Below are 24,713 nucleotides of genomic sequence, written 5' to 3'. Positions count from 1 at the left end.
AACTCAAGGACCACTCATGCGTATCCTCATGCTCGCCATAAACGACCCTGCCGGAACAGCCATCCAGTTCTGCAAGGCTCTCAACACCTACACGGAACACTCGGCCCGCCTGGTCACTCTGGAAACCCGGTACACCCATGCCTGGGAAAAAGATCTCCACATCCCTGATCTGGGCCCTGACGGCATGGAGGAAGTCCGCATACTCATGCAGGAGGCGGACATCTTCCATTTTCATATGACCTGCGACGAGCACCAGTCCTTTGGCGGCCTTGTCCCGGCAGACTTTCTCAAGGGCAAGGGGATTGTCCACCACCATCACGGCCATCACGATTTCCGGTCCAACCCCAGCGCGTTCAGCGACAAATACAGGAAACTGGGCCGCACCAACCTGCTGGTCTCCACCCCTGATCTGCTGAAACTGCTGCCCGAAGCAAGATGGCAGCCGAACCTGGTGCCCATCAACGAGCCGCTGTTCACCCCCCTGTGGGGGCGCTATGACGATACAGGACAGCTCAAGGTCTGCCACTCCCCCACCAGAAAGGACCTCAAGAACACCGATGACTTTCTGGCCGCCGTCAAGGAAGTCAACAAACGCAAAACCTACCTCTCCGTGGACCTCATCGACGATGTACCCAACCATGAATGCCTGGCCCGCAAACGACGCTGCCATGTCCTGTTTGATCACATGCAGGGATACTATGGTGTCTCCAGCCTGGAAGGCCTGTCGCAGGGTGTGGCCGTCATCACCGGGCTGGACGAATGGAACATGGCCAGGGTCAGTGAATTCGCCGGGACAGACGATCTCCCGTGGCTCCTGGCCTATGACAGGGACGAACTGACCGCGCTCCTGAATGCGCTCGCCCTGGATCACGCACGCTGTCAGGCGGCAGGGGACAAAGGGCGCGCGTTCATGGAGAATCACTGGTCGGACAAGCGGATCGTCGAGCACCTTGCCGAAGTCTATGAGGCAATTTGATTTTACATCCGACTTTCCATTTCAGGCCGATTCCAGTATATCCCTTTCAGATTTCATCAAGCGAGGTCAATGGATGTCGAAATCATTCCGGCAATGGATAGTATATACCGCTCTCTGCCTGACAGCGGGAATTCTGCTCACCGTTCTGTGCGCCGTCTCTGCTCCGGCCCAGGAGCAGCCAGGTCATGAGGTGCGCATGCCTGTGGACTTCACAGTGCTGCCCAAGGTCCTGCCCGATGGATCGGAAGCCCTCATGAGTGAAGACACGACAGCGGCCACTGCGGACCAGACCAACACCACTGCCGCGCCGGAACAGGACGGACAGGAAGACAGGCAGGCTGAAACTCCCCCCGCCGACAGCGCCGCTCCCGCACCCGAGGCGGACACGACACCCGCTCTTGTCGAGATCAAGGAATCCACACCCGGAACCATCAGCACGACCTCCACGTCCGAGGACCCGGACACCTTTGTCCTCACCCTCAAGGCCACTGCCCCGGTCGCTGACATGGCCTATATGAATCTAAGCGATCCCAAACGGCTGGCCGTCGACCTGCTCGGCATCTGGACGTTCAAGGGCGACAACGTGATCCGCACCAATGGCGTGGTCAAACATGTGGTGGTTGGCGAACATGCCGACAAGCTGCGCCTGGTCATCTATTTCAACACCTCGCCCAAGGGAAAGTTGCAGCCGGTCTTTACCCAAAAAGGCGACAACGTAACGATCTCAGTGCCGCTCCGATAACATCTCTGTCACGCAACTGTAACTTTCAGGTCATTGTGACGTAACTCCCCGAGGGTACTGTTGTTGCTTCGCATAGTTTGTGCGACACATCTTTTCTTTACGGAGACAATACGGCATGACAACCGCCATCAAAGTAGCTTCCACACATCTTGATTTCCACTACGGAGACTTCAAGGCGCTGGAAGATATCAGCATCGACTTTGAAAGCAACAAGGTGACCGCCCTCATCGGCCCGTCCGGTTGTGGAAAGTCCACCTACCTTCGATGCATCAACAGAATGAACGACCTCATCCCCGGTACCCGCGTGGATGGAGACCTGGTCCTGGACGGCGAAGACATCTATGCTTCCGGCATTGACGTCGTTTCCCTGCGCCGCCGCATCGGCATGGTGTTTCAGAAACCCAACCCCTTCCCCAAGACCCTCTTTGAAAACGTCGCCTACGGGTTGCGCGTCAACGGAGTGAAGGACAAACAGTTTCTGGAGCAGAAAGTCGAAGAATCCCTCATGGGCGCCGCCCTGTGGGATGAAGTCAAAGACCGTCTTCACACCTCCGCGCTCGGTCTTTCAGGCGGTCAGCAGCAGCGTCTGTGCATCGCCCGCGCCCTGGCTGTAGAACCTGAAGTGTTGCTCATGGACGAGCCTGCATCCGCGCTCGATCCCATCGCAACCCAGAAGATCGAAGACCTCATTCACGAACTGAAAAAAGAGTTCACCATCATTATCGTGACCCACTCCATGCAGCAGGCAGCCCGTGTCTCGGACCGCACCGCCTTTTTCTACATGGGCAAGCTCGTCGAGGTAGACGATACCAAGGCCATGTTCACCAACCCGGCGAACAAGCAGACTGAAGATTACATTACTGGCCGTTTCGGCTAAGCTGGTTCTCCTGGAGGGGATACGTATATGGAACAGAGAGCACATTTTTCAAAAAAACTTGAGGACCTCAAAGTAATGGCCCTGCGTATGGCCGCACTCAGTGAGTCCGCCGTGCACAAGGCTGTCAAAGCATACCTTGAGAACGACTCCGACCTGGCTGAATCCGTCATTGTCGGCGATGATGTCATTAACGAAATGGAAGACGAAATAGATAATTTCAGTCTGGAACTTCTCGCCCTTGACCAGCCCATGGCAGTTGACCTGCGTACCATCATCGGTGCCCAGCGGATTACCGTGAACCTGGAACGACTGGGCGACGAAGCCGTGAACCTGGCCCACAGAGCCATGTTCCTGTCCACTCGTCCGCCCATGCCCAACAACCCCAAGATGGAAGAACTGGCTACCATCTGCAAGACCATGCTGTCCGACGCCCTGAAGTCCTATGTTGACGACGATGTCAACCTGGCTGCTCAGGTCTGCCGCATGGACGACCGCGCAGACGATCTCAACATCGCCATCCTGCGCCAGATGGTCAGCGAAATGGTCACTGAATCACGCATCGTCGAACGGGGAGTGCACTCCATCATCGGCGCACGCCATCTGGAGCGCATCGGCGACCTGGCAACCAACGTGGCCGAATCCGTGGTCTTCATCGTGGAAGGCACCTCGATGAAACATAACTGCAAGGGATAGCATCCCTTTCCAGTCACCGCAGAACAACACAGGGCGCATCGGATCTCCGATGCGCCCTTTTCTTTGCCTGAATGGCTGGTCGCCTAAAGTCGGGAAATTTCTGAGGTCAGCCGCTCTGTTTCTCTTTTGAGCACCCGGATGTACTGCATGCACTCAGCTGGGTCATTGTTTCTGGCGGCTTGTTCAAGGGCAACAAAGGCAACGTGCACGGCAGGGGCGCCGATGGAGGCGGTGACACTCTTCAGCGTGTGGCTGTGAAGGGCTATATCGGACAGGTTGCCGGACAACATGGCCGTACCGATAAGTCCCAGCCGCAAACCAATCTCTTCCATGGCTCCCGGAATGAAAAGCATGACCTCCTCGACACTCATGTCAAGGTAGTCACACACACGATTCAGGTCGAGCACAGGGGTGCTGCCGGGGGAATCCAAACAGAAATCAAACATCCTACGCCTCCAAATTGGGCGCAACGTACACTATAATACAGAATGATGAAAGTCCTTAAATCCTATTCATGAAAACGGTCATATCACGGCCTCGGTGCAGGTGTTTTCCTCGTACCACTGGACGTATGTTTTGCCCCACATGCCCAGCGTGGCAATGACCGGCAACACTGTCTGCCCTAACGAAGTCAGGGAATACTCCACCTTGGGCGGCACCTGGGCGTATACCTCTCGATGCACCACGCCGTCTGTCTCCAGCTCCCGCAGTTGCTGTGTCAGCATTTTCTGCGTGATATTGGGGATGGCGCGTTTCACCTCGCTGAATCGCAAGGTGCCCTGTTCGCCTAGCCGGTGAATGATGATAGGCTTCCATTTACCGCCCAGGACCTGCAACGTCAGTTCTACAGTGCAGTAGTATTTCTTTTCACCGAGACATTTGAGAGAACATGGAGTTGGCATATCTGCTCCGTTTATAGTGTCGCCAAAAGCCCGACTGATGTACGGTCTGTTCGGGCATTCCGCATAGTATCCTTTTGGTAACTATAGTACTTATTAGTGCATACTTGACCTTCTTATACCAATAGCAGAAAAGAATACGACCGTAAATAACGTGCTCAGGCACAAACAGGAGGACTGTATAATGGAAGTTATGGAAGCGCTACGCACCCGACGCAGTATTCGTAAATATGAAGACAAACCTGTTTCCGATGAGTTGATCCACGAGATATTGGACGCGGCCATGATGGCCCCCAGTGCAGGGAACGCCCAGCCGTGGCGGTTCATCGTAGTCACGGACCGGGCCATTCTGGACTCCATAGCCGACCTGCACCCGTATGTGAGCATGGTCAAACAGGCGCCGCTTGGCATCATCGTGTGTGCGGACCTGAACGAAGAAAAATATCCGGGATACTGGGTTCAGGATTGCTCTGCTGCCATGGAAAACATGTTGCTGGCCATCCACGGCTTGGGATTGGGAGCGGTCTGGACCGGCATCCACCCCATAGAAGACAGGGTTGCGGCCTTCCGCGCCAAGTTCAAACTGCCGGATCACGTCATTCCGTTGGGCTTTGCCCCCATTGGCTGGCCTGCCCAGACAGTCAAATCCGAAAGCCGGTTCAAGCAGGATCGCATTCACTACAATACATTTTAGGAGACTGCCATGAATGTCGTCGGAATAAACGGCTCTGCCCGCCGGGGCGGCAATACTGCGGAGATGATCAAAATAGTCTTTGCCCAGTTGGAAACACACGGCATCGAGACCCGGCTTATTGAGCTTGGCGGCAAGAACGTGCACGGGTGCATCGCCTGCTACAAGTGTTTCAAAAACAAGGATCGCAAATGTGCGGTGGACAACGATTTCATCAATGAGTGCATGAGTGCCATGGACGAAGCAGATGGCATCATCCTGGGGTCGCCCACCTATTTTGCCAACCTGACCCCAGAGACAAAGTGCGTCATCGACCGTTGCGGCATGGTTGCCCGCGCCAATGGCGATATCTTTGTCCGCAAAGTCGGGGCGGCCGTGGTCGCGCATCGACGCGCCGGGGCGATTCAGGCCTTCAACGCCCTGAATGCTTTTTTCCTCATCGAGCAGATGGTGATTCCCGGTTCCAGATACTGGAATATGGCTCAAGGTCGCGACAAGGGCGATGTCCTCAACGACGAGGAAGGCGTCCTGACAATGACAGTGTTGGGGGATAACATGGCGTGGTTGCTAAAAAAATTGAACGACTAACGCAGACACCCAAGGCTCCCCTGGCGGGGGGCCTTTTTTTTGTTGAAGAGCTGGGAGGCTGCCTACGGCAGCGATGCAGAATGAAGAACGCTTTTTTTGCGTGCTTGGTCCTTGATGGTTTGCGCGCTGCGCGGTGAAAGTTCAAACGAATTTATTCCAAAGGTTTCGCCTTTACGGCGACCTGCTTTTTGCGAAGCGGCAAAAAGGAGGCAAAAAACGCTTTTTTTGTGTGTGAGCGAGGAAGTGAACCCAAGAGCCTGTAGGCGACTGCACTGCCCGACAGGATGTCTTGATAATCAGACTCGGTCGGGCTACGCTGCGTCGCCCAAGACAGGCTCTAAGGTTCGCTTCCGATTGCTCGTCTTTGTACGTAAGGATTTTCTTGGTGTGGGATGTTTGGATTTGAGGCTGTCGGGAGCCTATTGGGTAGTCTTGCCGAATAGGCTCTGCTCAACTCGTCCTCGCTTAGCCCTGTTTGTAAGGAGTAGAAGCTGACAACGACGGGACGGCGGCTCCGGCTAGGCAATACGACATGCGCTGACTCACCCCGGCAGAATTCGCAGAAGGGATCCCTTTATTACTCCAGCATGGAGCCGTCCCGAGTTGATCAGCTTCTTGCCGTCAAACCGTGGGCGGGCAAGCTCGCGCAAGGAGCTTTTTGCGTCTATTTTTGCTCCTCAAAAAGAGACCGCCGCCCGCGAAGGGCATGGAACAATTTGGGTGCGGTACGCACCCAAGAGTGGATCTCGCTCCAAAGGAGCGTTCCTCTCATTCTGCATCGCTGCCGCAGGCAGCAATCCTTTTCTCTTAAAAGGCCGGCTGCTCGAAGCCCCCACCTAGAAGCCGTATCGGAGGTATTCCTTGTCCAGCCGATTGATCAATTGAATATAGCGGTACGTTCCCTTGATCAACCCCTCCTCCACAAGATGGTATCCCAGATTCCGGCACTTGGGGCAGGCATCAATAGGAATCTCGACGCCGAGGCAGAGCGGCCCCGAGTCCGCGCGGGTCTCGACCTTGAACAATCCACGGCAATCGCTGCACATGGTCACGGTTTCGAGCTGCACCTCATTGATGCCGTCGGTGTCATAATAAATCTGCTTGTGACGCAGGAGTGAATCACCGGAGATCACGCCTTGCTTGCCATCATCCTTGGCATTGAACTTGGGCGGGTTGAAATAGAGATCCGGCAACTGCTCGCACAGTTCGGTTATGTAGGCCGTGGTCTGCGCGTCCTGCCTGATCTTGTCCGGGTTGTAATTCGGCTCCCTGATCTGGGAATAATCCACCCCGGCCATGGCCAGACAGATGCCGAGATTGATGTACGGCAACGCTCCCTGAATGGAGTAGCCGCCTTCGAGCACCGCGATATCGGGCTTGAGCATCTCGTTCATGGTGGCATAGCCACGGGCCGAAAAGTTCATGTTGGTGATGGGGTCCGTGAAATGGTTGTCCTGTCCTGCCGAATTGATGATCAAATCCGGCTTGAAATCATCGAGAATGGGCATGACGATCCGCTCCATGGCCATGAGGAACCCCTCGTCCGAGGTATTGGGCGGCAAGGGGATGTTGAGCGTCCTGCCCATGGCGTTCGGCCCGCCAAGCTCCTGCGGAAAACCAGAGCCGGGATACAGGGTGCGCCCATCCTGATGGATGGAGATGAACAGGGTGTCCGGGTCGTGCCAGTACACGTCCTGGGTTCCGTCACCGTGATGGCAATCGGTATCCACGATGGCGATCTTCTTGCGCCCGTATTTTTCGCGGATATGCTCGATCATCACGGCTTCGATGTTGATGGTGCAGAACCCGCGCGAACCGTGGACCACCTTCATTGCGTGGTGTCCGGGCGGGCGCACCATGGCAAAAGCGCAATCACGCTCCCCTTCCATGACCAAATCAGCGGCCTTCATGGCCCCGCCTGCGGAGATGAGATGCGACCGAGTGGCCACGCTGGACACTTCCGGAAAACAGAAATGCACGCGCTCCACGTCCTCGATGGTCGCCACATCCGGCTTGTATTCGCTGATGCCGTCTATCTCGAAAAGCCCTTCCTCGCGCAGCTGGTCCTGCGTGTACAGGAGCCGCTCCTGCCGCTCCGGATGGGTGGACGAGATGGCCCAGTCAAAGGCCGGGAAAAAGATGATACCGAGTTTGTTGTTTGCCTTGAGCATTGTCCTATCTCCCCACCAGTGTGTTCACAACGCCGGGGCGAACCTGGCATTTGACGCGAATGTTCTTGCCCACCTGCTCCATGTCCTTGACCATGTTGAAACTCTCGGCATGGGTAATCTGGGCGTCCTCGGTCCGGAGGAAAACCCCCATGGAGTCGAGCTGCATGATCAGCTGGTTGACCGCATCCTTTTCCGCGTCCGCCTGATCATAGCTGGAATGGACGTTCTCCCGGTAGGACAACGTGGGGATGAAGAGCACATGCCGCTGCGTGTCGGCGAACAGCTCCAGCTCCCATGTGGTTCGGGTCAGGGCCGCACCGATGGCGTTGGCCACGTCGAAGTTTTCGGGAACCTCGGTTGATATCTGGAACCGCTTGAAGAGATTCATCTTCATGGCCTGAGCCGGGCCGCCCATGAGATAGACCTTTTTGGGGATGACCTTCTTGCCTTCCATGAGTTCATGGATGGTGTACACCGGCTTGGAGTTGATCTCGTCAATAAGCCCGCGCGTGGCCTCATGGATGGCATCCGAGGCATAGGCAACGGCCTTTTCAGCCAGTTTTTCGCCGGACATGGAATGCTCTGCGGCAAAGGCGTCCATGGCGGCTTTCGACGCGGCCACATCATTGACGGTACAATCTCCTATGCAGTTCAGGGCATCGGTGAGCGTCACCCGCTCCCCACCCCGACACACGGACGGGCCGAGCCGGTGCGGTCCCACACGAACCTCGTCGCCCACCACGGAAATGGAGGAGTCGCCGCCAATGCCGATGGAATGGACTTTCAGGGCCGAGACCAGCGTTGGATGGGAACCGATGGTGATGCCGTCCTGCTCGATGAGCGGCGCTCCATCCGCAAAGATGGCGATATCCGTTGTGGTGCCGCCGATATCGAGAATGACCGAGTCATGGAAGATGTCGGTCAGCGCGATAATGCCCATGACCGAAGCGGCCGGACCGGAGAAAATGGATTGTACCGGAAGCGTGCGCGACTGGGCCAGAGGCATGGTCCCGCCATCGGCCTTGAGCATGTTCACCTTGACATGGGACAGCCCCATATCGGCCAGCGCGTTCTCCACGGCAGTGGCGAAATCATTGTAAAGTCGCCAGACCGAGCAGTTGAAATAGGCGGTGGCCATGCGCCTGGGAAAGTTGAGCGCCCCGCCGAGCTGATGCCCCAGGGTCACGAAATCAGCCAAGGGGTCACCGTTCGCATCCTGTTTGCTGGCAATGGTACGCCGGATGAAATTTTCATGACGCGGGTTGCGGGTGGAGAACTTGCCCACCGAGGCAAACACGCGCACGCCGTTTTCCCTACAGGAATCAATGGCCTTGGCAAGCTGCCGGGTAGACAGCGCTCGCACCTCGTTGCCGCGATGGTCAATGGACCCGTCAATGACATGAAAATCCTTGCACGGCATGAAGTTGTGCGGGTCGATCCCCGGTCCTGCCGAAACAATGACGCCGACGTCTTCCGTCTTGCCCTGAACAATGGCGTTGGTGGACAGGGTCGTGGACAGATTCAGCTGGGTCACAGCGTCCTTGTCCACAGTGCCGAGTATGATTGCAAGCGCCTCGGTGATCGAGGTAAGCAGATCATCATGGCGGGTGATGACCTTGCAGGAAGCGGCAACCTCGACACCATCCTCTGTATCAATGGCGACCGCGTCCGTGTGCGTGCCGCCTACGTCTATTCCTAAAAGCATGTGTGCTCCAAACTTTTTTACAAGTGTAGACTGGATTTATCACCGCCTGCGCCAAAGGCGCAACGATTATCGGTCAGTGGTCAAAATGGTCCGGGGAGTGGTCAAGGGTTTGCCATGGCCCCGCATATTCGTGTAGCGTGAGCCGGTCAAAACGAATCAGCCCCCTGCCTGACAGGGGAAGGAGCCATGGATGAGTAAGATATTTGTTGCAGGAGCCGCCGGAAACATCGGTTCGGCCCTGATGAACGTGTTGGCGGAAAAAGATGTCGATGTGGTCGCGGGTGTCCATTCCCAGGACAAGGGCGACGCCCTCGCGGCCACCGGTATTGACGCGCGCGTTTTCGATTTCGCTGACGTCGACTCCATGGTCCAGGCCATGAACGGATGCGACCGCCTGTTCCTGGTGATTCCCCTGCAGGAGCGGCTGACCCGTTTTGGTCGTCTGGCCGTGGACGCCGCCAAGCAGGCAGACATCGAATATATCGTCCGCTCTTCCGGCTATGCCGCTTCATCTGACGCCCATTGGCGACTCGGCCGCGAAAACGGCATGGTGGACCAGTTCATCGAAGACTCCAAGATTCCCTTCACCATCCTGCGCCCCAACACCTTCATGCAGAACTTCATCGGCCCCTACGCAGGGATGATCAAATCCGGCGTCATCGCGCTGCCCGAGGAGGACGCCTCGGTCAGCTACACCGACGTACGCGACATCGCAGACTGTGCGGCCAGGCTGTTGCTGAACAGCGAGGGACACGAAAACAATTTTTACGCACTGACAGGTCCCGAGGGGCTTTCTCTCTCCCAGGTGGCCGGGCAGATAGCGGCGGCAAGCGGTCTTGACGTCACGTACACTCCCATCTCCGAGGAAGCCTTCATCGAGAACCTTCAGGGCGCTGGCCTGCCCCAGTGGAACATCGACATGCTTGTCAGCCTGAGCCGCGTGGTCAAGCTCGGCATGGCGGGCAACGTGACCAAGGCCGTTGAATACCTCACAGGCTCTCCTGCCCGCACCTTTGCCGACTTCGTTGCCGACAACGCCGAAGCCTGGAAATAGCATGACTCCGCTCAAAGGCCAGGATGAACTGCTCAGGATTATCCGCAAGATATCCTTGGGCGACTACACCGAAGACCTGATGGAACTGACCGGCCCGGAGATCGAGCCGGAGATTCAGGAGCTGGCCGAGGCCATGGGCATAATGATGATTAAGATCGAGGCGAGAGAGGCCCGACTTGAGCAACTGCTGCGCAAGATCAAACAGGACTCGATCAATACCATAGGTGCAATCGTGCACGCCCTCGGCGCACGCGACGCCTACTCTGAAGGGCACGGCGAACGGGTCAGCATCTATGCCCGCCGCATGGCCCAGCGGCTCGGGCTGCCGTCCGCCGAAGTGGAATACATCCGCATCGCCGGAAGCCTGCACGATATCGGCAAGATCGGCTTCAGCGACCAAATGTTCAACCATGGCGACACCCCGCTCACCAAGTCCATGCTGGAGGAAATCCACAGCCACCCGCAGTGGGGATGCGACATCCTCAAGGCGCTCGATTTCCTCGGCCCGGCCCTGGACTATGTATACGCGCACCACGAACGCATTGACGGGAAAGGGTATCCTCGCGGCCTGCACGGCCCCGACATTCCGCTGGGGGCGCGCATCCTCGCCGTGGCCGATTGCTTTGACGCCATGACCACGGACCGCCCGTACAAAAAAGGCGTGACAGGCGAAGAAGCCTTTGAAAGCCTCCGCCGACTGGCAGGCAATTACGCTGACGCAGACTTGGTGGAAGTCCTCATCACCGACATCAGGGAAAAGGGCATGGCCTAGATATTCTGCCAGCGGATTGTTACACACCTTTTATTGACTTTCCCGGTCAGAGCCTTACAGTCCTTGTCCGGGGAACATCATTTATGAAGCTCTTTATAGCCATATGCGTATTTGTCATCGCAGCCATCATGCCGGATCAGGCCTTTGCCTGGGGTCCGGGTGTGCACCTTGCTCTGGGCAACTCCGTGCTGTCGAACATCGGTGCGCTGCCCCCGCTCGTTGCCGGTCTGCTGGGACGTCATCCCAACGCTTTCCTCTATGGCTGTCTGTCCGCTGATATATTCATCGGCAAGGGAACGGATTTCCGTCCGGGCCACAGCCATAACTGGGTGACCGGATTCAAGCTGCTCAAATCCGCACAGGACGCCCGTGTCCTCGCATACGGCTACGGATATCTGGCCCACCTCGCCGCCGACGTGGTGGCGCACAACTATTTCGTGCCCAATGCCATGGTTGCCAGAAACGCCGGCTCCAAATTATCGCATATCTATGTGGAAATGCAGGCAGATCGCTGCTTCCGTGCCGAACACGAGACAGCGCTGGCCGTGCTGCGTGCGCCCAACCGCGCCCCGGACGACACCCTGCTGTCCACCATGGAAAAAAAACGCTGGCCGTTCCTGATCAAGAAACAGATCATCAAGGGCAGCCTGGTCTTCACCGGTCGCAAGTCGTGGGGACGCTCCCTGCGTCTGGCCGACAGGTTGCTGCCCGGGCCGCTCGCCAACCGACAGTTTGACGAGATGTATACCCTGTCCGAAAATATCGTATTCGACTTTCTGGCCGACCCCAAACAATCCCCGGCCGTCTCGTATGACCCCATCGGCAGCCGGAACCTGCGCGTGGTCCGGGACCTGCGGGCGGGCGCGAAAACCACGGTGGAGTTCCCCTTTGTGCTCCCGAAAAAACTGACCTGCCTGGACCGTCCTGCGTTCACTCGCAGCCCGGAGAGCACGGCCTCCGTGGTCGGCTGATGCGCGACCACACGCATTCACCGGGTTTATTTCATTTTCCCCCTTGTTTTGCTATGACTGACGCGAGGCGGCCATAAGGGTCGTCGCAATACCATACAACCAGTCACCATGTTCAAACGCCTTGTCTACCTCATACCGCTCCTGGCCGCCCTCTTCGTGGCCGGTGTGACCGCGCTCGGCTATTATGCGGACGGTGAAAAATATCGGCAGCAGGAGCACGCCGAGGTCATGCATATTCTGGCCGATTACAAGTCCGCCCTTGATGGCGCACTCAATGCCAGACTCCATCTGGCAAACTCCCTGAACCACTCCCTGTCAGCCAGCCCCACCATGTCCCAAGAGGAATTTGAAGCCCTCTCACAAGGTCTGCTTGCCGAAGTCGGGGGCATCCGTTCAATGCACTTTGCCCGCGGCACCTCGATCTCACTGGTCTACCCTGCCAGTGAACTGAGCAAAGTGGGAGCCCCCCTGTCCAGTCTTGCAGAGGGTGGCGTTCGCGCGCTGGCTCTCCTGGCCATGGAGAAAGGCCAGTCCCAAATGATTGTTACCCATGAAAAAGGTCATGACGCCATTCTCACGGTGCTTGTGCCGGTCTTTGCAGCAGAGACAGACACCGTGATCGGCGTGGTCTCAGTGGTGGCCGATGCCACAACCTTTTTCCGGGAAAGCGAATTGGACAGGCGGGACGGCCCCCTGCTCCTGGGATTGCGCTCGCCAGAGTCGCAGGGGACGGGCAGCATCATGCTGGCAGGTGCCCCGGTGGTTTTCGACATGAACCCGGAAATCCGCGAGATAGCGCTCCCGTCCGGTATCTGGCAACTGGCCGGTGTCCCCAAACAGGGATGGGGCAGATCGCCCTACGGCACCTATATTCTGGCTGGAGGCGGTGTCTGTATTTTCCTGATCCCGGTGTCACTGTGGGCCGTACTGATCATGATCATGGGACGGTTCAAGGACCGTGAAAAATATCGCCAACTCGTCCAGAACGCCAAATCAATTATTTTGCACATGGACCTTGCCGGCACCATCACCTTCTGCAACGAGTACGCCGAGGAATTTTACGGCTACGACCCCGGAGAACTGATAGGCAAACCCCTTGTCGGGTCACTGATCCCGGAGAAAGACCTGGAAGGCAACTCCATGAAGCGGTACTGGAACCGACTCCTCAAAACGCCTTCCGCACACCCGTTCAACGAAACCGTCAATATGCGGAAGAACGGCGAAATCGTCTGGGTCGCCTGGGCCAACGACGCCACTGTGGCCTCTGACGGCACCACCATCGGCCTGCTGTGCGTGGGCACTGACATCACGGACCGCAAGCTCATGGAAGAAGCCCTTCGGCAACGTGAAAAACAGTACAGACTGTTGGCCGAGAACGTCAGCGACGTGATCTGGGGACTCGATGCGGATACTCGTTTCACCTATGTCAGCCCGTCGGATGAAACCGTGCGCGGCTTCAAGCGCTACGACGTGCTGGGGCGGCATGTGGAAGAATTTCTGTCTCCGGCTTCCAAGGCCCGGTTTATGGAAAGCGTGGCTGCGCTGGACGGACAGATGGTACGCGAGGGCACCATACCATCCATTACGGAAGACATGGAATTCATCTGCGCGGATGGCTCCACGGTCTGGCTGGAGGTGCACATCGGCCTGCTCCTCAACGATGACGGCGAAAAAATCGGCATGCAAGGCGTCGGACGAGACATCACGGACAGGAAGCTGGCTGAAGCGTTGCGCGAAGACGTCGAACGCATGGCCAAACATGACCTGAAGACTCCGCTGGGCGCCGTCATCGGCCTGCCTGCTGAAATACGGAGCCGGGGCGGACTGAGCCCTGCCCAGAAGACAATGCTTGAAACCGTGGAGAATGCGGGCAAGACCATGCTGCAACTCATCAACCGCTCTCTTGATCTCTACAAGATGGAGTGCGGCACCTACGTGCTCAATCGCGTAACCGTGGATGTGCTGGCCATATTCGAACGAATCAAGGCCGAAGTACAGCCCCAGATACGAGACAAGGGCATCAGCATTGGTCTTGAGATGCTCTCGCACCAGTCGGACAGGCATTTCCCCGTCAATGGCGACGAGGAGCTGTTGTGCTCCATGCTCTCCAATCTGCTGCTCAACGCCCTGGAAGCCTCACCAGATTCAGGGGCCATCGTCATCACGCTGGACAAGAGGGAGAAGATCAGTCTCTCCATCCGCAACCAGGGCGAAGTGCCCGCGGCCATACGCGACACGTTCTTTGAAAAATATTCAACCGCCAACACTGCCAGCGGCTCCGGGCTGGGAACCTACTCCGCACGACTGATAGCGCGCACCCATGGCGGTGATATTACGGTGGATACGGATTTACCGGGACAAACGACCATCAAGGTCACGCTCCCCCTTGCTACGCCGCTCTCCTGAACAGCGCCGATCCAGCGCCAGCCTCCCAGTCCTTTTCTCCACACGGCACCGACGATTCGCGCATAGTCCTTCCTGCCCGAACGACCTCAAGCCAATACGGAAACACTCTCTCGCCACGAACAGCCCGGCCTCGACTCCGCTGCCAGCACCGCGTTCCCGTCTCTCATTCACCTCTCATCCGGCTCCCTTCGTGACCACAAAAAAAGCCGCCAAAAGGCGGCTTTCCTGCTGACTGAACAAGCAGCGCGTGTACGCTATTTATAGGAAAAGGACACGCCCGACGGCATGCCGGATGAAATATCAATATGCACGGCCCCCAGAATTTCCTGAATGAGGCTGTATTCCTTGACCGGCCCTTCGAGCAGAACCGCTTCGCCCTGAATGCCGCTCAGTTCCTTGAGCCTGACAACGGCCTGCGACATGGACCCGAGCTCGTCGATAAGCCCCAGCTGCAACGCCTGACGACCGGATACGGCACGTCCGTCTGCAACGGCTGCGACCTTGTCCCGATCCATATGCCGGGCTGCCGCCACATGGTCCACGAACTGCTCGTGCAGGTCCTGCATCAAGTCAAGCATCTGGGCCCGCTGATCATCGGTGAGATCACGGATAGGCGTTCCCGCGGCCTTGTATTTGCCAGTGGTCAACACTTCCGGCTTGATACCGACCTTCTCCATGAACTCGGTGACGGTCACGAACTCGGCCATGACACCGATGGACGCGGTGATGGAACCGGGATTGGCAAAAATGAGCTGGGAAGGAACGGAACAGTAATACCCGCCCGATGCGGCCACCGATCCATAGGACGCGACCACCGGCTTGACCATGTTCAGCTCTTTGACGGCCTGATACATCTCCTGGGAAGGCGCGATGGCCCCGCCAGGCGAATTGACGCGCAGAAGCACGCCCTTGACCGAGGTGTCGTCCTTGAGTTCCTTGATCCAGCGAACCACCTCGGTGGAGTCGAAGATCATGCCTTCTACATGGACCACACCGATCTTGTCCTTGCCGGACATGGCCAGCGATTCAGGCGTCCAGCCCATGGAACGGAAAAAGGCCATGGTCCCCATCAAGAGGACCACGGCCAATATAATCATCAATACCCCAAAGACAAAGGGGTGACGTTGAGAGAAACGAGTTCTGGTTCCTTCAACGCGCATGATGGAGTTCCTTACTTTTCTTCTTCAGCTGCCTCAGGGGCGGCTTCTGCGACAGGCTCATCCATGGGGATTTCGCCAGCGGCTTCTTCCAGCTTCTCGCGAAGCAGATCGCCCAGGGTGGAGCCAGCGTCTACGCTGCCGCCGCCAAAGGACTTGGACTTGCCGCCGCCGGAGCGAGCAGGTTCCTCGGTGGTCTGCTTGATGGACAGGCCGAGACGGCGCTCATCAGCAGAAACGTGGATGACCTTGGCTTCGATGACGTCGCCTTCCTTGAACATCTCGGAGGGGGACTTGATCTTCTTGCGGCTGATCTCGGAAACGTGAACCAGACCTTCGATGCCTTCCTCGACCTCAACAAACAGACCGAAGTCAGTGATGTTGGTGACGGTTCCATTGACCTTCTGACCTACAGGGTACTTGGAGGGAACCTGAGTCCAGGGGTCTTCGGTCAGCTGCTTGACGCCCAGGGTGAACTTCTCGTTCTCCTTGTCCACGGTGAGGACCTTGGCCTGCACAGCGTCGCCGGATTTGTAGACTTCCGAAGGGTGACGGATCTTCTTGGTCCAGGAGATGTCGGACACGTGAATCAGGCCGTCGATGCCTTCCTCGATGCCGATGAACACGCCGAATTCGGTGATGTTCTTGATGGCGCCTTCGAGCACGGTACCCTCGGGGTACTTCTCTGCAACCACATCCCACGGGTTCGGGGAGATCTGCTTCATGCCCAGGGAGATGCGCTTCTTGTCCTGATCGACGCCGAGCACGATGACTTCGACTTCGTCGCCAACCTTGACCATCTGGGAGGGGTGACGGAGCTTGCGGGTCCAGGACATCTCGGAGATGTGAACCAGACCTTCAACGCCGTTCTCCAGCTCAACAAACGCGCCGTAGTCGGCGAGGTTGGTGATGGTGCCGTTGAAACGGGAATCTTCGGGGTACTTTTCAGCGATATTTTCCCACGGGTCAGCAACGAGCTGCTTGAGGCCGAGGGAGACCTTCTGACCTTCACGGTCGAAGTTCAGAATCTTCAGTTCGAGATCGTCGCCCAGGTTGACCATTTCCTTGGGATGCTTGATACGCTTCCAGGACATGTCTGTAATGTGGAGCAGACCGTCGAGGCCACCGAGGTCGATGAACACGCCGTATTCGGTGATGTTCTTGACCTTGCCTTCCACGACCTGGCCCTCTTCGAGGGTGCCGAGCAGCTTGTCGCGCTGTTCGGAACGGAGCTCTTCGAGAAGCACGCGGCGGGAAACGATGACGTTGCTGCGGCGGCGGTTGATCTTGAGAATCTTGAAATCAAATTCCTGATTGACCAGAGCGTCCATGTCGGGGACCGGACGGAGGTCAACGTGAGAACCGGGCAGGAATGCTTCAATGCCGCCGAGATCGACGGTGTAACCGCCCTTGATGCGACGGATGATGCGGCCGACGACTTCGCCGTCCTTCTCCTGCAGCTCTTCCAATTTATCAAAAAGCTGCATCCGCTTGGCCTTGTCACGGGACAAGTAGATGGTGCCTTCGGCTTCGTTTTTGCGGGCGACGAAAACGTCGACCTTTTCACCGATCTGGACAGCGACAGTGCCGTCGGCCTCGGTGAATTCGGACACGGGGATCTGGCCTTCGGACTTGAAGTTCACATCGACAAGCACGTAGTCCTTGTCAACTTTGACAACTTCACCCGCAACAATGGTGCCTTCGTCCAGGTCTCCGAAATCGGAATTGAGATACTCATCAAGAGCATCAGCAAAATTCATTTCCATGTCCATTTCAGGGACTTCAACAGATTCAGTAGTTTTTTCCATGGGTTACCTCCACAACGGACCTCGGTCAAATTAGATTTAACGTATATTTCGAAGGTGACGGTACCAGCGCTTCCGGGTCATCGTTTCCGAGGCAGGCGAGCCCCGACAGCGCGGTCAGTCCGAGGACTGATTCCGACATCTTTACGCTCCTAAAAAAGAAGTCTTGGAATTCAAGCCGGTTGGCGAAAAGAAGACCTCCCATATAAAGAAGAGATATGTACGTAGCGGAAATCAGGTGTGCTGTAAACTCTTTTCTCGCAAGGTTTGACACCGGATAATGGGCAAACCCAAGGGAAAGGCATCCTTTGATAATCTTGACGGAGTTGTGTAGAGTCCATTCGCTTTAAGTACAATAGTCCCTAGTCCCTGGAGGCGTGTGCATGTCTGAAGGTCGTTTTGAAATATATCTTACCGAGGCGCGATCCGGCTGGCTGGAAGCTCGGCTCATAGACGATGACTCCCACTATGATCTGAGTATCCACTCCAATTTTTCGGAGCCGATCAAGGATCTGTTTCGCTGCCTGTGCGACGTGCACGGACTGGAAGCGCCCACTGACATGGACACCGACTACCGCCACTGCGAGTTCGAGTGGGGAGGCGAAGGCTGGCTCTATTACTGGAACATCACGCCCAGACCCAATGGCGTTCTGGACATCACGGTGGAGTTCAAGGGCAAACGCGAAGTACACGGGGACGAGTATCCGGTCTGGAAAATCGAGACCTCGACCACGTGGCAGGATCTGGCTCAGCAGGTCTTCACCCAGGCCTCGGAAATGCTCTGGATGTATGGCTTCACCGGCTATTACGAACGCTGGGACAAGGACTTTCCCGCCGGCCCCATGATGCGCCTGGGCCACCTGCTCAACGGCAGACCCGTGGATACTAACGACTTCTCCTGTGAAATCGGCTATCTGGCCGCAACCCGCTAATCAATCATGCGGCTCTGGACCGTTCACCCCCGCTTTCTCGACGCCAAGGGCCTGACAGCGCTCTGGCGTGAAGGGTTGCTGGCGCGCAAGGTCCTGCACGGTGAAACCAAAGGGTACACCAACCACCCTCAGCTCATCCGCTTTCGAGCACAATCCGACCCCCTCCTGGCCATTGACGCCTACCTCGCCGCCGTCCTGGCTGAATCCCGCGAGCGGGGCTACAAATTCGATGCAAGCAAAATCGATACATCCGCGCATAGTCCCCGAGTTGCAGCGACCACCGGCCAGCTTGCCTACGAATGGAAACACCTGCTGCGCAAGCTCCAAAAACGGGACCCTGCCCGATGGGAGCGCCATAAGACGTCACAGCCGGAACCCCACCCACAGTTCATCGTGGAGGCAGGAGACATCGCCGACTGGGAGAAGACATAGTCACACCCTCTCGGCAGAGCCAACTCTTTCCGTTCAAACATCTTTTTTGCAGTATCGCTGTTTTCTTTTTTCAGCCTTACCCTGACCAATCTCATGCTTTGTTCTTTTTCTGCCATCACCTCCTGTGTTTCATGCAGACAAAGGCATACAACCCCGACACTTCTTCGATCGTGCACTGGTAATTCGCTGCTTCACTTCCACTCAAACACCTGTTTTTGACTGGACATTTCGGCCGATACAAGGGCAGGTTACCCCCTGCATAAGCAGAAGAAAGCAAATTTAAACGACCTCTTCTTGCAAAAGTTGCAACATCTACGTAAAAACCCTCGACCCGACATACGCACCTGTGCAGCTACAGGCTCTGTTCAACCGGACTCACTTTGGAAAGGATAGAAGGACTATACTATGGCGAATGAAATACTCAAGAAAGACAAGCTTATCCCTGGACAAACCAGCAAGCTGGTCATCAAGGCACCCGAGATCGCATCAAAAGCGAAGCCAGGAAATTTCGTCATCCTTCGCGTGGACCCCAAAGGCGAACGCATCCCCCTGACCATTGCCGACACGGACAAGGAAAACGGCACCATCACCATCGTCTATCTGGTGCAGGGCAAGACAACGCTCATGCTGGAAAAGCTGGAAGAGGGCGATGAGATCCTCGACCTCTGCGGCCCGCTCGGCAAGGCCACGCATATCGAAAAAGAAGGCACGGTCATCTGTGTGGGCGGCGGCACCGGTATCGCGGCCATGCACCACATCGCCAAGGGCCATCACGAGTCCGGCAACCGGGTCGTGGCCGTCATCGGCGCACGCAGCAAGGACCTGCTGCTCTTTGAGGACGAACTCAAGGCCTTTGCCGACGAAGTGCTGATCTGCACGGACGACGGCAGCTACGGCCACAAGGGATGGGTCACCGAATTACTCGAACAGCGGCTCAAGGAAGACACCAGCGTCTTCGAGGTCGTGGCCGTTGGCCCGGTTCCCATGATGGCGGCCGTGTCCAAAACCACCAAACCCTTCAACGTCAAGACCACCGTGTCTCTGAACTCCCTCATGGTGGACGGCATCGGCATGTGCGGCGCCTGCCGTGTGACCATCGCCGGAAAGACCAAATTCACCTGCGTGGACGGCCCCGAGTTCGACGGCCACGAAGTGGACTTCGACGAATTGAGCAACAGGCTGCAATCCTTCAAGGACATAGAAAGTTCTTCTCTGGAACACCACAAATGTACCTGCGGCAAGAACAAGAAGAAAAAGCCCAAAAAGATCGAAGAGCGCGTCCCCATGCCGAACCAGGCCCCGGAGGTGCGCATCACGAATTTCAACGAGGTCGCTCTGGGGTATACCCTGGATCTGGCCATGCGCGAGGCAAAACGCTGCCTGCAATGCAAGAAGCCCAAATGCGTTCAGGGCTGTCCCGTGGAAGTGGACATCCCCGCCTTCATCAAGAAGCTGGCTGCCGGCCATGTTGAAGGTGCCTACAAGATCATCAAGAAAACCAACGCACTGCCCGCTGTCTGTGGCCGAGTCTGCCCTCAGGAGATTCAGTGTGAAGGACAATGTATTCTGGGCAAGACAGGCAACCCCATCGCCATCGGTCGTCTGGAGCGGTACGTGGCCGACGTGTACCTGCACCGCGATGCCTGCGATCTGCTTTCAGGCGAACGGGCCTGTCCCATCATCGACCCCGAAAAGAAAGTGGCCTGCATCGGCTCCGGCCCGTCTTCCCTGACAGTAGCCGGACACCTGGCCATCAGCGGCTGCAAGGTCACTGTTTTCGAGGCGCTGCACGAGCTTGGCGGGGTGCTGGTTTACGGCATCCCCGAATTCCGTCTGCCCAAGCAGAGCATCGTATCCAAGGAGATCAAGGCGCTGGAAGAGTTGGACGTCGAGTTCGTGACCAACGCTGTTGCGGGCAAGACCTTCACCATTAAGGAGCTCTTTGACCAGGGCTATCAGGCTGTCTTCATCGGCACGGGCGCGGGCCTCCCCCGTTTCCTGAACATTCCGGGCGAGAACCTGCGCGGCGTCTTTTCCGCCAATGAATACCTGACCCGCGTCAACCTGGGGCGGGCCTATGATTTTCCCGACTACGACACCCCGGTCCTGCGTGGCCGCAAGGTCACGGTCTTCGGAGCCGGAAACGTGGCCATGGACGCTGCCCGTACCGCCATGCGGCTGGGCGCGGAAGAGACCCGCATCGTCTACCGCCGGACAGTAGAAGAAATGCCTGCCAGAAAAGAAGAGATCGAACACGCCATAGAAGAAGGCGTGATCATGGACTGCCTTTCCGGCCCGACGGAATTTCACGCCAACAGCGACGGCCAGCTCGGCTCGGTTTCCATTCAGCGCATGGAGCTGGGTGAACCCGACGCATCAGGCCGCAGAAGCCCGGTCCCTGTGAGTGGAGATGTCAGCGTCCTTGAAACCGATCTGGCCATCATCGCCGTGGGCACCACCTCGAACCCGGTACTGCTGGAAACCGAGCCCGACCTCAAATGCAACAAGTGGGGCTACCTGGAAGTGGACGATAACACCTCCGAGACCAGCATGAAAAACGTGTTTGCAGGCGGAGATATCGTGACCGGTGCGGCCACAGTCATTCTGGCTGCCGGGGCCGGACGCAAGGCTGCCAAGGAAATCGCACGTCGGCTCAACTGCGACTAAACGCAATCGGGACGATTCGCTGCTGCCGCGACGGGTAGCGATCAATCAGTTTCGGGAGACAGGGGGCATGACGCCTTGACAGGGAGCGAGTAGGCAAAGACACTGCCACCACCCGTGTTGTCCTCAAGCCAGATCCGCCCGCCCAGGTACTCCACGATCTCCTTGCAGATGGGCAATCCCAGGCCAGTTCCCTTGGGCTTGTCCGTCAGCGTGTTGCCCAGTTGACGGAAGGTCTCAAAGACAAGGTCTTTTTCATCATCCAGGACACCGATGCCAGAATCAGCCACCCGGACCACGACGCGGTCGCCTTCTTCCCGCGCGGACACGGTCACCTCGCCTTCCGGCGTAAACTTGGCGGCATTGGAAATGAGGTTGATGCTCACCTGCACCAGCCGATCGTGGTCGGACTCGATCTCCGGCAGATCATCGGGAACATCCCGTACCAAGGTGATGGGCTTATCGAGAAAAAGCACGTTCGTCGTGTCGAGCGAATGCCTGAGCATCTCGGCGACTGACATCCGCTCTATATTCCACTCATACTGGCCGGCCTCAAGCTTGGTCAGATCCAGGACATTGTTGATCAACTCTGTCAGCCGCTCTCCTTCGGTGATGATGACTTTCGTATTCCCCTCCAGCCGACTCAGGAAATGGGTCAGGGACTCAAGACATTGTTCATCCCTGGAATCAAGTTGCGTCAGTCCTCTTCGGATTATCTTGGCAAATCCGAGGATGGATGTCAGGGGCGTTCTCAACTCGTGGGACACCATGGAGAGCAGGTTTGACTTCACCTGACTCAACCGCTCCGCTTCCAGTTTGGCTTCAAGCAGGGCTTTTTCCGCCAATTTCTGCCGGGTCACATCCTGTGACGTCCCCTCAAAATACAGGCCATTGCCCTGCGCGTCGGTATGCAGGCGGGCCGATGTGGACATCCATCCGATAGAGCCGTCCTTTCGGCGAAATTCCAATTCATAGCCATGAATCTGCCCGTCCCGTTCAATAATCTCGATCAACCGCTCCCTGTCCTCAAGATGCACATAATGGGTTTTCCCAATGTCATTCACCTGGGCCATGAGCTCTTCAGGTGAAGCATACCCCATCATGCGCGCATGAGCCGGATTTGCATGGACATATCGCCCGTCAGGGGTTGTCTGATAGATACCGTCCATGGCGTTATCGACAATGGCACGGTACTTTTCCTCGGCCTTGTTGCGCTCCAGTATCTCGGCCTGCAACCGTTCATTGGCGTCACAGGATCGGCACGCCCCGCCCAGCTTGACGTTTATCGGGGCCAGGGATTTGATATCCGTGTCAGAAAATCCCGGCGCGCTGCGGATAAGAAGCAGCAACCCGAACCCGGGAAGATCCAGAAGATAGGACCGATAGTCGTCACATGTTTCCAGATGGGGCAGTCCATCCATGAAAGCGGCATACGCATCCGTGTCGAGTTCCTGAGGAATCAGGCCGAGCACCGTCTTGAGCACACTGTTGCGCCCCATACGCTTGGGGATGGCATACACGGTCTCAAAGGAGTGGGTCCCTTCCGACTCCACATGACGCAACACGGCCCCGGCCAGACAGTTGAGCTTGCGTAAATAGGTCGGCAGTCCTTCCCTGAGCATGGGGACAAGCTCCAGGCTGTTGCCGATGGACATGACAATCTCGTATGCGAGGCGCTCCTGGATCAATGATTTCATTCACCCTCCAGAAGGGCAATCACCGAGGTCTTGTTGTAAAATTCAAGATAGTCCTTGCCGCTGTTGGCAATCTCCCCGATGGAACAGACGCCGATATTGATGACATCGTCGGAGGTGACGGCATCCAGCTCTGCCGCGTATGCGTCATCCAAAAAGAGCAGACGGGAGAAGCAATCCAGAAACAGCCGCAGCCCCGGCGTGACCGAGTCTGGCAAATCGGCCCGGGCCTGCCGCATTGCATCCCCGGAGGCTTTGACAAGTCCCGAAGGCCTGCCGTGCAGGATGTCCACATACTCACCGGCAGGACATTCTCCCACACAGACCATATTGCCGTCCTTGTCCAGTCCAACCGGATCGCGGACAACTTTCTCGGCCCCCAGCTTTTCGATGCCGAAAGGATACCCTTTGGCAATATTCAGAAAAGGAGAATCGTCAAACGAACACCCGCAATACGCCTCTACAACGGCTCTGTAGACTTCAAGGGCCGGGTGCCAATCCAGACTTATTATGGCGTTGCCTTCGGACTCGGTGACCTTGTATGGACCGCTGATGGAGGTCCACCCATGGCGTACCCCCACCCCGCTCTCCATATCAAGCGTGGCCAGAACAGCGCTATCCTTCACAAGGCCCTTGTTGGTGATCAGACAGGCCTTCCTTATCAGTGACGCCGATCCGGCGCCTGCCCCCACATAGTTAATTTCAAGGCCGAAGATGGTATACAGGGAATCGATGAAAACCTTGATGCGGGACGCCAGCCCATCCATGAACACCAGCAGCGTCTTGCACTCTTCCTCGCCCACCTGGGAATCCAGGACAGCTTCGATGTCCACCTCCGGGTCGCTTATGTTCGACACGTGGTAGATCTCGGCGCTGCGCTCCATGGACACGACAATGCTGCCGCGGGTCAGGACCTGATGCTCACTGATAATCGCCGGAAAGGTACCGCCGAAAAGCGGAACCGGGACCGCTTTCAGGATCGGGTCCAACACTTCGGGCGTAAAGGCGTTTTCATCACAGGAAAGAACGAGCAGACACCCGACAGGCCCTTCGCGCAGGGCGGTCTCGAACAACTCCTGCAATGCCTCCGGGGTCCCTTTCCTATCAACATATGCCTTCATAACCATACCTCTCGGACGGACTCATCATAACTGCTCCAATCAAACATCCTGTTATGTGACCATGCCAAATCCAGACACAACAATGCCATGATTATATGCAGCCGCGCACGTTCTGTGTTCTCGTTACGGTCTGACACCAGACCACCCCATCAAAAAGACCGTACGAATATCCTTGACCTTATTGCCCCTCGTTATTATCAAGACCACCAGTGCGCCAGTAGCTCAGTTGGATAGAGCATCGGCCTTCTAAGCCGACGGCCGGGGGTTCGAATCCTCCCTGGCGCACCATAAGAAATCAAGGGGTTAGCGAGAAATTGCTAGCCCCTTTTTCGTACCGGCCACAAGCTTGGATGTACTGATCAT

21 protein-coding genes, 1 tRNA gene and 1 pseudogene are annotated in these 24,713 nt (G+C 56.9%); 15 read left to right on the top strand and 8 right to left on the bottom strand.

The window, feature by feature from the left end:
- Window positions 1-16 precede the first annotated feature (16 nt).
- From SRBAKS_RS12620 to phoU, 4 genes are all read left to right on the top strand, one after another.
- The gene (locus SRBAKS_RS12620; protein ID WP_229591252.1) at window positions 17-976 is read left to right on the top strand and encodes a glycosyltransferase family 1 protein; all 960 of its coding nucleotides are present in this window, start codon (window positions 17-19) and stop codon (window positions 974-976) included.
- Between the two features lie 73 nt (window positions 977-1,049).
- Window positions 1,050-1,718 carry an AMIN domain-containing protein gene (locus tag SRBAKS_RS12615; protein ID WP_229591251.1) on the top strand — a complete coding sequence of 223 codons (669 nt, stop codon included), beginning with the start codon at window positions 1,050-1,052 and terminating at the stop codon, window positions 1,716-1,718.
- 115 nt (window positions 1,719-1,833) lie between these two features.
- Window positions 1,834-2,595 carry a phosphate ABC transporter ATP-binding protein PstB gene (gene pstB / locus SRBAKS_RS12610; protein WP_229591250.1) on the top strand — a complete coding sequence of 254 codons (762 nt, stop codon included), beginning with the start codon at window positions 1,834-1,836 and terminating at the stop codon, window positions 2,593-2,595.
- A 27-nt stretch (window positions 2,596-2,622) separates the two neighbouring features.
- Window positions 2,623-3,288 carry a phosphate signaling complex protein PhoU gene (gene phoU / locus SRBAKS_RS12605; protein WP_229591249.1) on the top strand — a complete coding sequence of 222 codons (666 nt, stop codon included), beginning with the start codon at window positions 2,623-2,625 and terminating at the stop codon, window positions 3,286-3,288.
- A gap of 83 nt (window positions 3,289-3,371) precedes the next feature.
- On the opposite strand, the gene SRBAKS_RS12600 is transcribed toward phoU, so the two are convergent.
- Entirely contained in the window at window positions 3,372-3,734 is a 363-nt protein-coding gene (locus tag SRBAKS_RS12600) for an Hpt domain-containing protein (protein WP_229591248.1), read from the bottom strand.
- 78 nt (window positions 3,735-3,812) lie between these two features.
- Window positions 3,813-4,190 carry a winged helix-turn-helix transcriptional regulator gene (locus tag SRBAKS_RS12595; protein ID WP_229591247.1) on the bottom strand — a complete coding sequence of 126 codons (378 nt, stop codon included), beginning with the start codon at window positions 4,188-4,190 and terminating at the stop codon, window positions 3,813-3,815.
- A gap of 181 nt (window positions 4,191-4,371) precedes the next feature.
- On the opposite strand from SRBAKS_RS12595, the gene SRBAKS_RS12590 reads away from it, so the two are divergent.
- Window positions 4,372-4,881 carry a nitroreductase family protein gene (locus tag SRBAKS_RS12590; RefSeq protein WP_229591246.1) on the top strand — a complete coding sequence of 170 codons (510 nt, stop codon included), beginning with the start codon at window positions 4,372-4,374 and terminating at the stop codon, window positions 4,879-4,881.
- A gap of 9 nt (window positions 4,882-4,890) precedes the next feature.
- Entirely contained in the window at window positions 4,891-5,466 is a 576-nt protein-coding gene (locus SRBAKS_RS12585) for a flavodoxin family protein (RefSeq protein WP_229591245.1), read from the top strand.
- 836 nt (window positions 5,467-6,302) lie between these two features.
- On the opposite strand, the gene SRBAKS_RS12580 is transcribed toward SRBAKS_RS12585, so the two are convergent.
- On the bottom strand, window positions 6,303-7,637 hold the full coding sequence (locus tag SRBAKS_RS12580) for a histone deacetylase family protein (RefSeq protein ID WP_229591244.1): 1,335 nt from the start codon (window positions 7,635-7,637) through the stop codon (window positions 6,303-6,305).
- 4 nt (window positions 7,638-7,641) lie between these two features.
- The gene (locus SRBAKS_RS12575; RefSeq protein ID WP_229591243.1) at window positions 7,642-9,342 is read right to left on the bottom strand and encodes a hydantoinase/oxoprolinase family protein; all 1,701 of its coding nucleotides are present in this window, start codon (window positions 9,340-9,342) and stop codon (window positions 7,642-7,644) included.
- 190 nt (window positions 9,343-9,532) lie between these two features.
- On the opposite strand from SRBAKS_RS12575, the gene SRBAKS_RS12570 reads away from it, so the two are divergent.
- From SRBAKS_RS12570 to SRBAKS_RS12555, 4 genes are all read left to right on the top strand, one after another.
- A complete protein-coding gene (locus SRBAKS_RS12570; RefSeq protein WP_229591242.1) occupies window positions 9,533-10,396 on the top strand; it encodes an SDR family oxidoreductase in 864 nt (287 codons plus the stop codon).
- Between the two features lies 1 nt (window position 10,397).
- Window positions 10,398-11,168: an HD-GYP domain-containing protein gene (locus SRBAKS_RS12565; protein ID WP_229591241.1), complete on the top strand. Its 771-nt coding sequence runs from the start codon at window positions 10,398-10,400 to the stop codon at window positions 11,166-11,168.
- A gap of 83 nt (window positions 11,169-11,251) precedes the next feature.
- The gene (locus SRBAKS_RS12560; protein WP_229591240.1) at window positions 11,252-12,139 is read left to right on the top strand and encodes a zinc dependent phospholipase C family protein; all 888 of its coding nucleotides are present in this window, start codon (window positions 11,252-11,254) and stop codon (window positions 12,137-12,139) included.
- A 108-nt stretch (window positions 12,140-12,247) separates the two neighbouring features.
- Window positions 12,248-14,545 (top strand): PAS domain S-box protein, encoded by a 2,298-nt coding sequence (locus SRBAKS_RS12555; RefSeq protein WP_229591239.1) that lies wholly within the window; start codon window positions 12,248-12,250, stop codon window positions 14,543-14,545.
- A 254-nt stretch (window positions 14,546-14,799) separates the two neighbouring features.
- Here the strand turns inward: SRBAKS_RS12555 and sppA are convergent, their stop codons facing one another.
- Both sppA and SRBAKS_RS12545 read right to left on the bottom strand, forming a co-directional pair.
- Window positions 14,800-15,705, bottom strand: coding sequence for a signal peptide peptidase SppA (gene sppA / locus SRBAKS_RS12550; protein WP_229591238.1), 906 nt, complete (start codon window positions 15,703-15,705; stop codon window positions 14,800-14,802).
- Window positions 15,706-15,716: 11 nt separating this feature from the next.
- Complete coding sequence (locus SRBAKS_RS12545) at window positions 15,717-17,510, bottom strand: 30S ribosomal protein S1 (RefSeq protein ID WP_229591237.1); 1,794 nt, start codon at window positions 17,508-17,510, stop codon at window positions 15,717-15,719.
- A 380-nt stretch (window positions 17,511-17,890) separates the two neighbouring features.
- On the opposite strand from SRBAKS_RS12545, the gene SRBAKS_RS12540 reads away from it, so the two are divergent.
- The 4 genes and pseudogenes from SRBAKS_RS12540 (at window position 17,891) to gltA (ending at window position 21,538) form a co-directional block, all read left to right on the top strand.
- On the top strand, window positions 17,891-18,439 hold the full coding sequence (locus tag SRBAKS_RS12540; protein ID WP_229591236.1) for a hypothetical protein: 549 nt from the start codon (window positions 17,891-17,893) through the stop codon (window positions 18,437-18,439).
- 6 nt (window positions 18,440-18,445) lie between these two features.
- On the top strand, window positions 18,446-18,871 hold the full coding sequence (locus SRBAKS_RS12535) for a pyrimidine dimer DNA glycosylase/endonuclease V (RefSeq protein ID WP_229591235.1): 426 nt from the start codon (window positions 18,446-18,448) through the stop codon (window positions 18,869-18,871).
- Window positions 18,872-19,276: 405 nt separating this feature from the next.
- A pseudogene (locus SRBAKS_RS12530) lies at window positions 19,277-20,107 on the top strand (sulfide/dihydroorotate dehydrogenase-like FAD/NAD-binding protein); the annotation flags it as partial.
- Window positions 20,108-20,155: 48 nt separating this feature from the next.
- Window positions 20,156-21,538 carry an NADPH-dependent glutamate synthase gene (gene gltA, locus SRBAKS_RS12525; protein ID WP_229596973.1) on the top strand — a complete coding sequence of 461 codons (1,383 nt, stop codon included), beginning with the start codon at window positions 20,156-20,158 and terminating at the stop codon, window positions 21,536-21,538.
- 41 nt (window positions 21,539-21,579) lie between these two features.
- Here gltA and SRBAKS_RS12520 read toward each other — a convergent pair whose 3' ends face one another.
- Window positions 21,580-23,232 carry a PAS domain-containing sensor histidine kinase gene (locus SRBAKS_RS12520; protein WP_229591234.1) on the bottom strand — a complete coding sequence of 551 codons (1,653 nt, stop codon included), beginning with the start codon at window positions 23,230-23,232 and terminating at the stop codon, window positions 21,580-21,582.
- Window positions 23,229-24,350, bottom strand: a complete 1,122-nt coding sequence (locus SRBAKS_RS12515; protein WP_229591233.1) for an FIST signal transduction protein — start codon at window positions 24,348-24,350, stop codon at window positions 23,229-23,231. The genes SRBAKS_RS12520 and SRBAKS_RS12515 overlap by 4 nt, the downstream gene beginning before the upstream one ends.
- 211 nt (window positions 24,351-24,561) lie before the next feature.
- Here SRBAKS_RS12515 and SRBAKS_RS12510 point away from each other — a divergent pair.
- Window positions 24,562-24,638: transfer RNA gene (locus SRBAKS_RS12510), tRNA-Arg, on the top strand.
- The last annotated feature ends 75 nt before the right edge of the window (window positions 24,639-24,713 follow it).

The sequence above is a fragment of the Pseudodesulfovibrio sediminis genome (genome assembly GCF_020886695.1).
Lineage (GTDB): Bacteria > Desulfobacterota > Desulfovibrionia > Desulfovibrionales > Desulfovibrionaceae > Pseudodesulfovibrio > Pseudodesulfovibrio sediminis.
Note: the sequence above shows the minus strand (reverse complement) of the source record. Positions and strands in the feature narration are given on the sequence as shown.

Coding starts and splice junctions, on each gene's coding strand:
- SRBAKS_RS12515 (WP_229591233.1), bottom strand. CDS start 24,350: ATGAAGGCATATGTTGATAGGAAAGGGACCCCGGAGGCATTGCAGGAG.
- SRBAKS_RS12535 (WP_229591235.1), top strand. CDS start 18,446: ATGCGGCTCTGGACCGTTCACCCCCGCTTTCTCGACGCCAAGGGCCTG.
- SRBAKS_RS12590 (WP_229591246.1), top strand. CDS start 4,372: ATGGAAGTTATGGAAGCGCTACGCACCCGACGCAGTATTCGTAAATAT.
- SRBAKS_RS12560 (WP_229591240.1), top strand. CDS start 11,252: ATGAAGCTCTTTATAGCCATATGCGTATTTGTCATCGCAGCCATCATG.
- SRBAKS_RS12580 (WP_229591244.1), bottom strand. CDS start 7,637: ATGCTCAAGGCAAACAACAAACTCGGTATCATCTTTTTCCCGGCCTTT.
- SRBAKS_RS12570 (WP_229591242.1), top strand. CDS start 9,533: ATGAGTAAGATATTTGTTGCAGGAGCCGCCGGAAACATCGGTTCGGCC.
- SRBAKS_RS12545 (WP_229591237.1), bottom strand. CDS start 17,510: ATGGAAAAAACTACTGAATCTGTTGAAGTCCCTGAAATGGACATGGAA.
- SRBAKS_RS12575 (WP_229591243.1), bottom strand. CDS start 9,342: ATGCTTTTAGGAATAGACGTAGGCGGCACGCACACGGACGCGGTCGCC.
- SRBAKS_RS12585 (WP_229591245.1), top strand. CDS start 4,891: ATGAATGTCGTCGGAATAAACGGCTCTGCCCGCCGGGGCGGCAATACT.
- SRBAKS_RS12615 (WP_229591251.1), top strand. CDS start 1,050: ATGTCGAAATCATTCCGGCAATGGATAGTATATACCGCTCTCTGCCTG.
- phoU (WP_229591249.1), top strand. CDS start 2,623: ATGGAACAGAGAGCACATTTTTCAAAAAAACTTGAGGACCTCAAAGTA.
- SRBAKS_RS12520 (WP_229591234.1), bottom strand. CDS start 23,232: ATGAAATCATTGATCCAGGAGCGCCTCGCATACGAGATTGTCATGTCC.
- sppA (WP_229591238.1), bottom strand. CDS start 15,705: ATGCGCGTTGAAGGAACCAGAACTCGTTTCTCTCAACGTCACCCCTTT.
- gltA (WP_229596973.1), top strand. CDS start 20,156: ATGCCGAACCAGGCCCCGGAGGTGCGCATCACGAATTTCAACGAGGTC.
- SRBAKS_RS12620 (WP_229591252.1), top strand. CDS start 17: ATGCGTATCCTCATGCTCGCCATAAACGACCCTGCCGGAACAGCCATC.
- SRBAKS_RS12555 (WP_229591239.1), top strand. CDS start 12,248: ATGTTCAAACGCCTTGTCTACCTCATACCGCTCCTGGCCGCCCTCTTC.
- SRBAKS_RS12540 (WP_229591236.1), top strand. CDS start 17,891: ATGTCTGAAGGTCGTTTTGAAATATATCTTACCGAGGCGCGATCCGGC.
- SRBAKS_RS12595 (WP_229591247.1), bottom strand. CDS start 4,190: ATGCCAACTCCATGTTCTCTCAAATGTCTCGGTGAAAAGAAATACTAC.
- SRBAKS_RS12600 (WP_229591248.1), bottom strand. CDS start 3,734: ATGTTTGATTTCTGTTTGGATTCCCCCGGCAGCACCCCTGTGCTCGAC.
- SRBAKS_RS12565 (WP_229591241.1), top strand. CDS start 10,398: ATGACTCCGCTCAAAGGCCAGGATGAACTGCTCAGGATTATCCGCAAG.
- pstB (WP_229591250.1), top strand. CDS start 1,834: ATGACAACCGCCATCAAAGTAGCTTCCACACATCTTGATTTCCACTAC.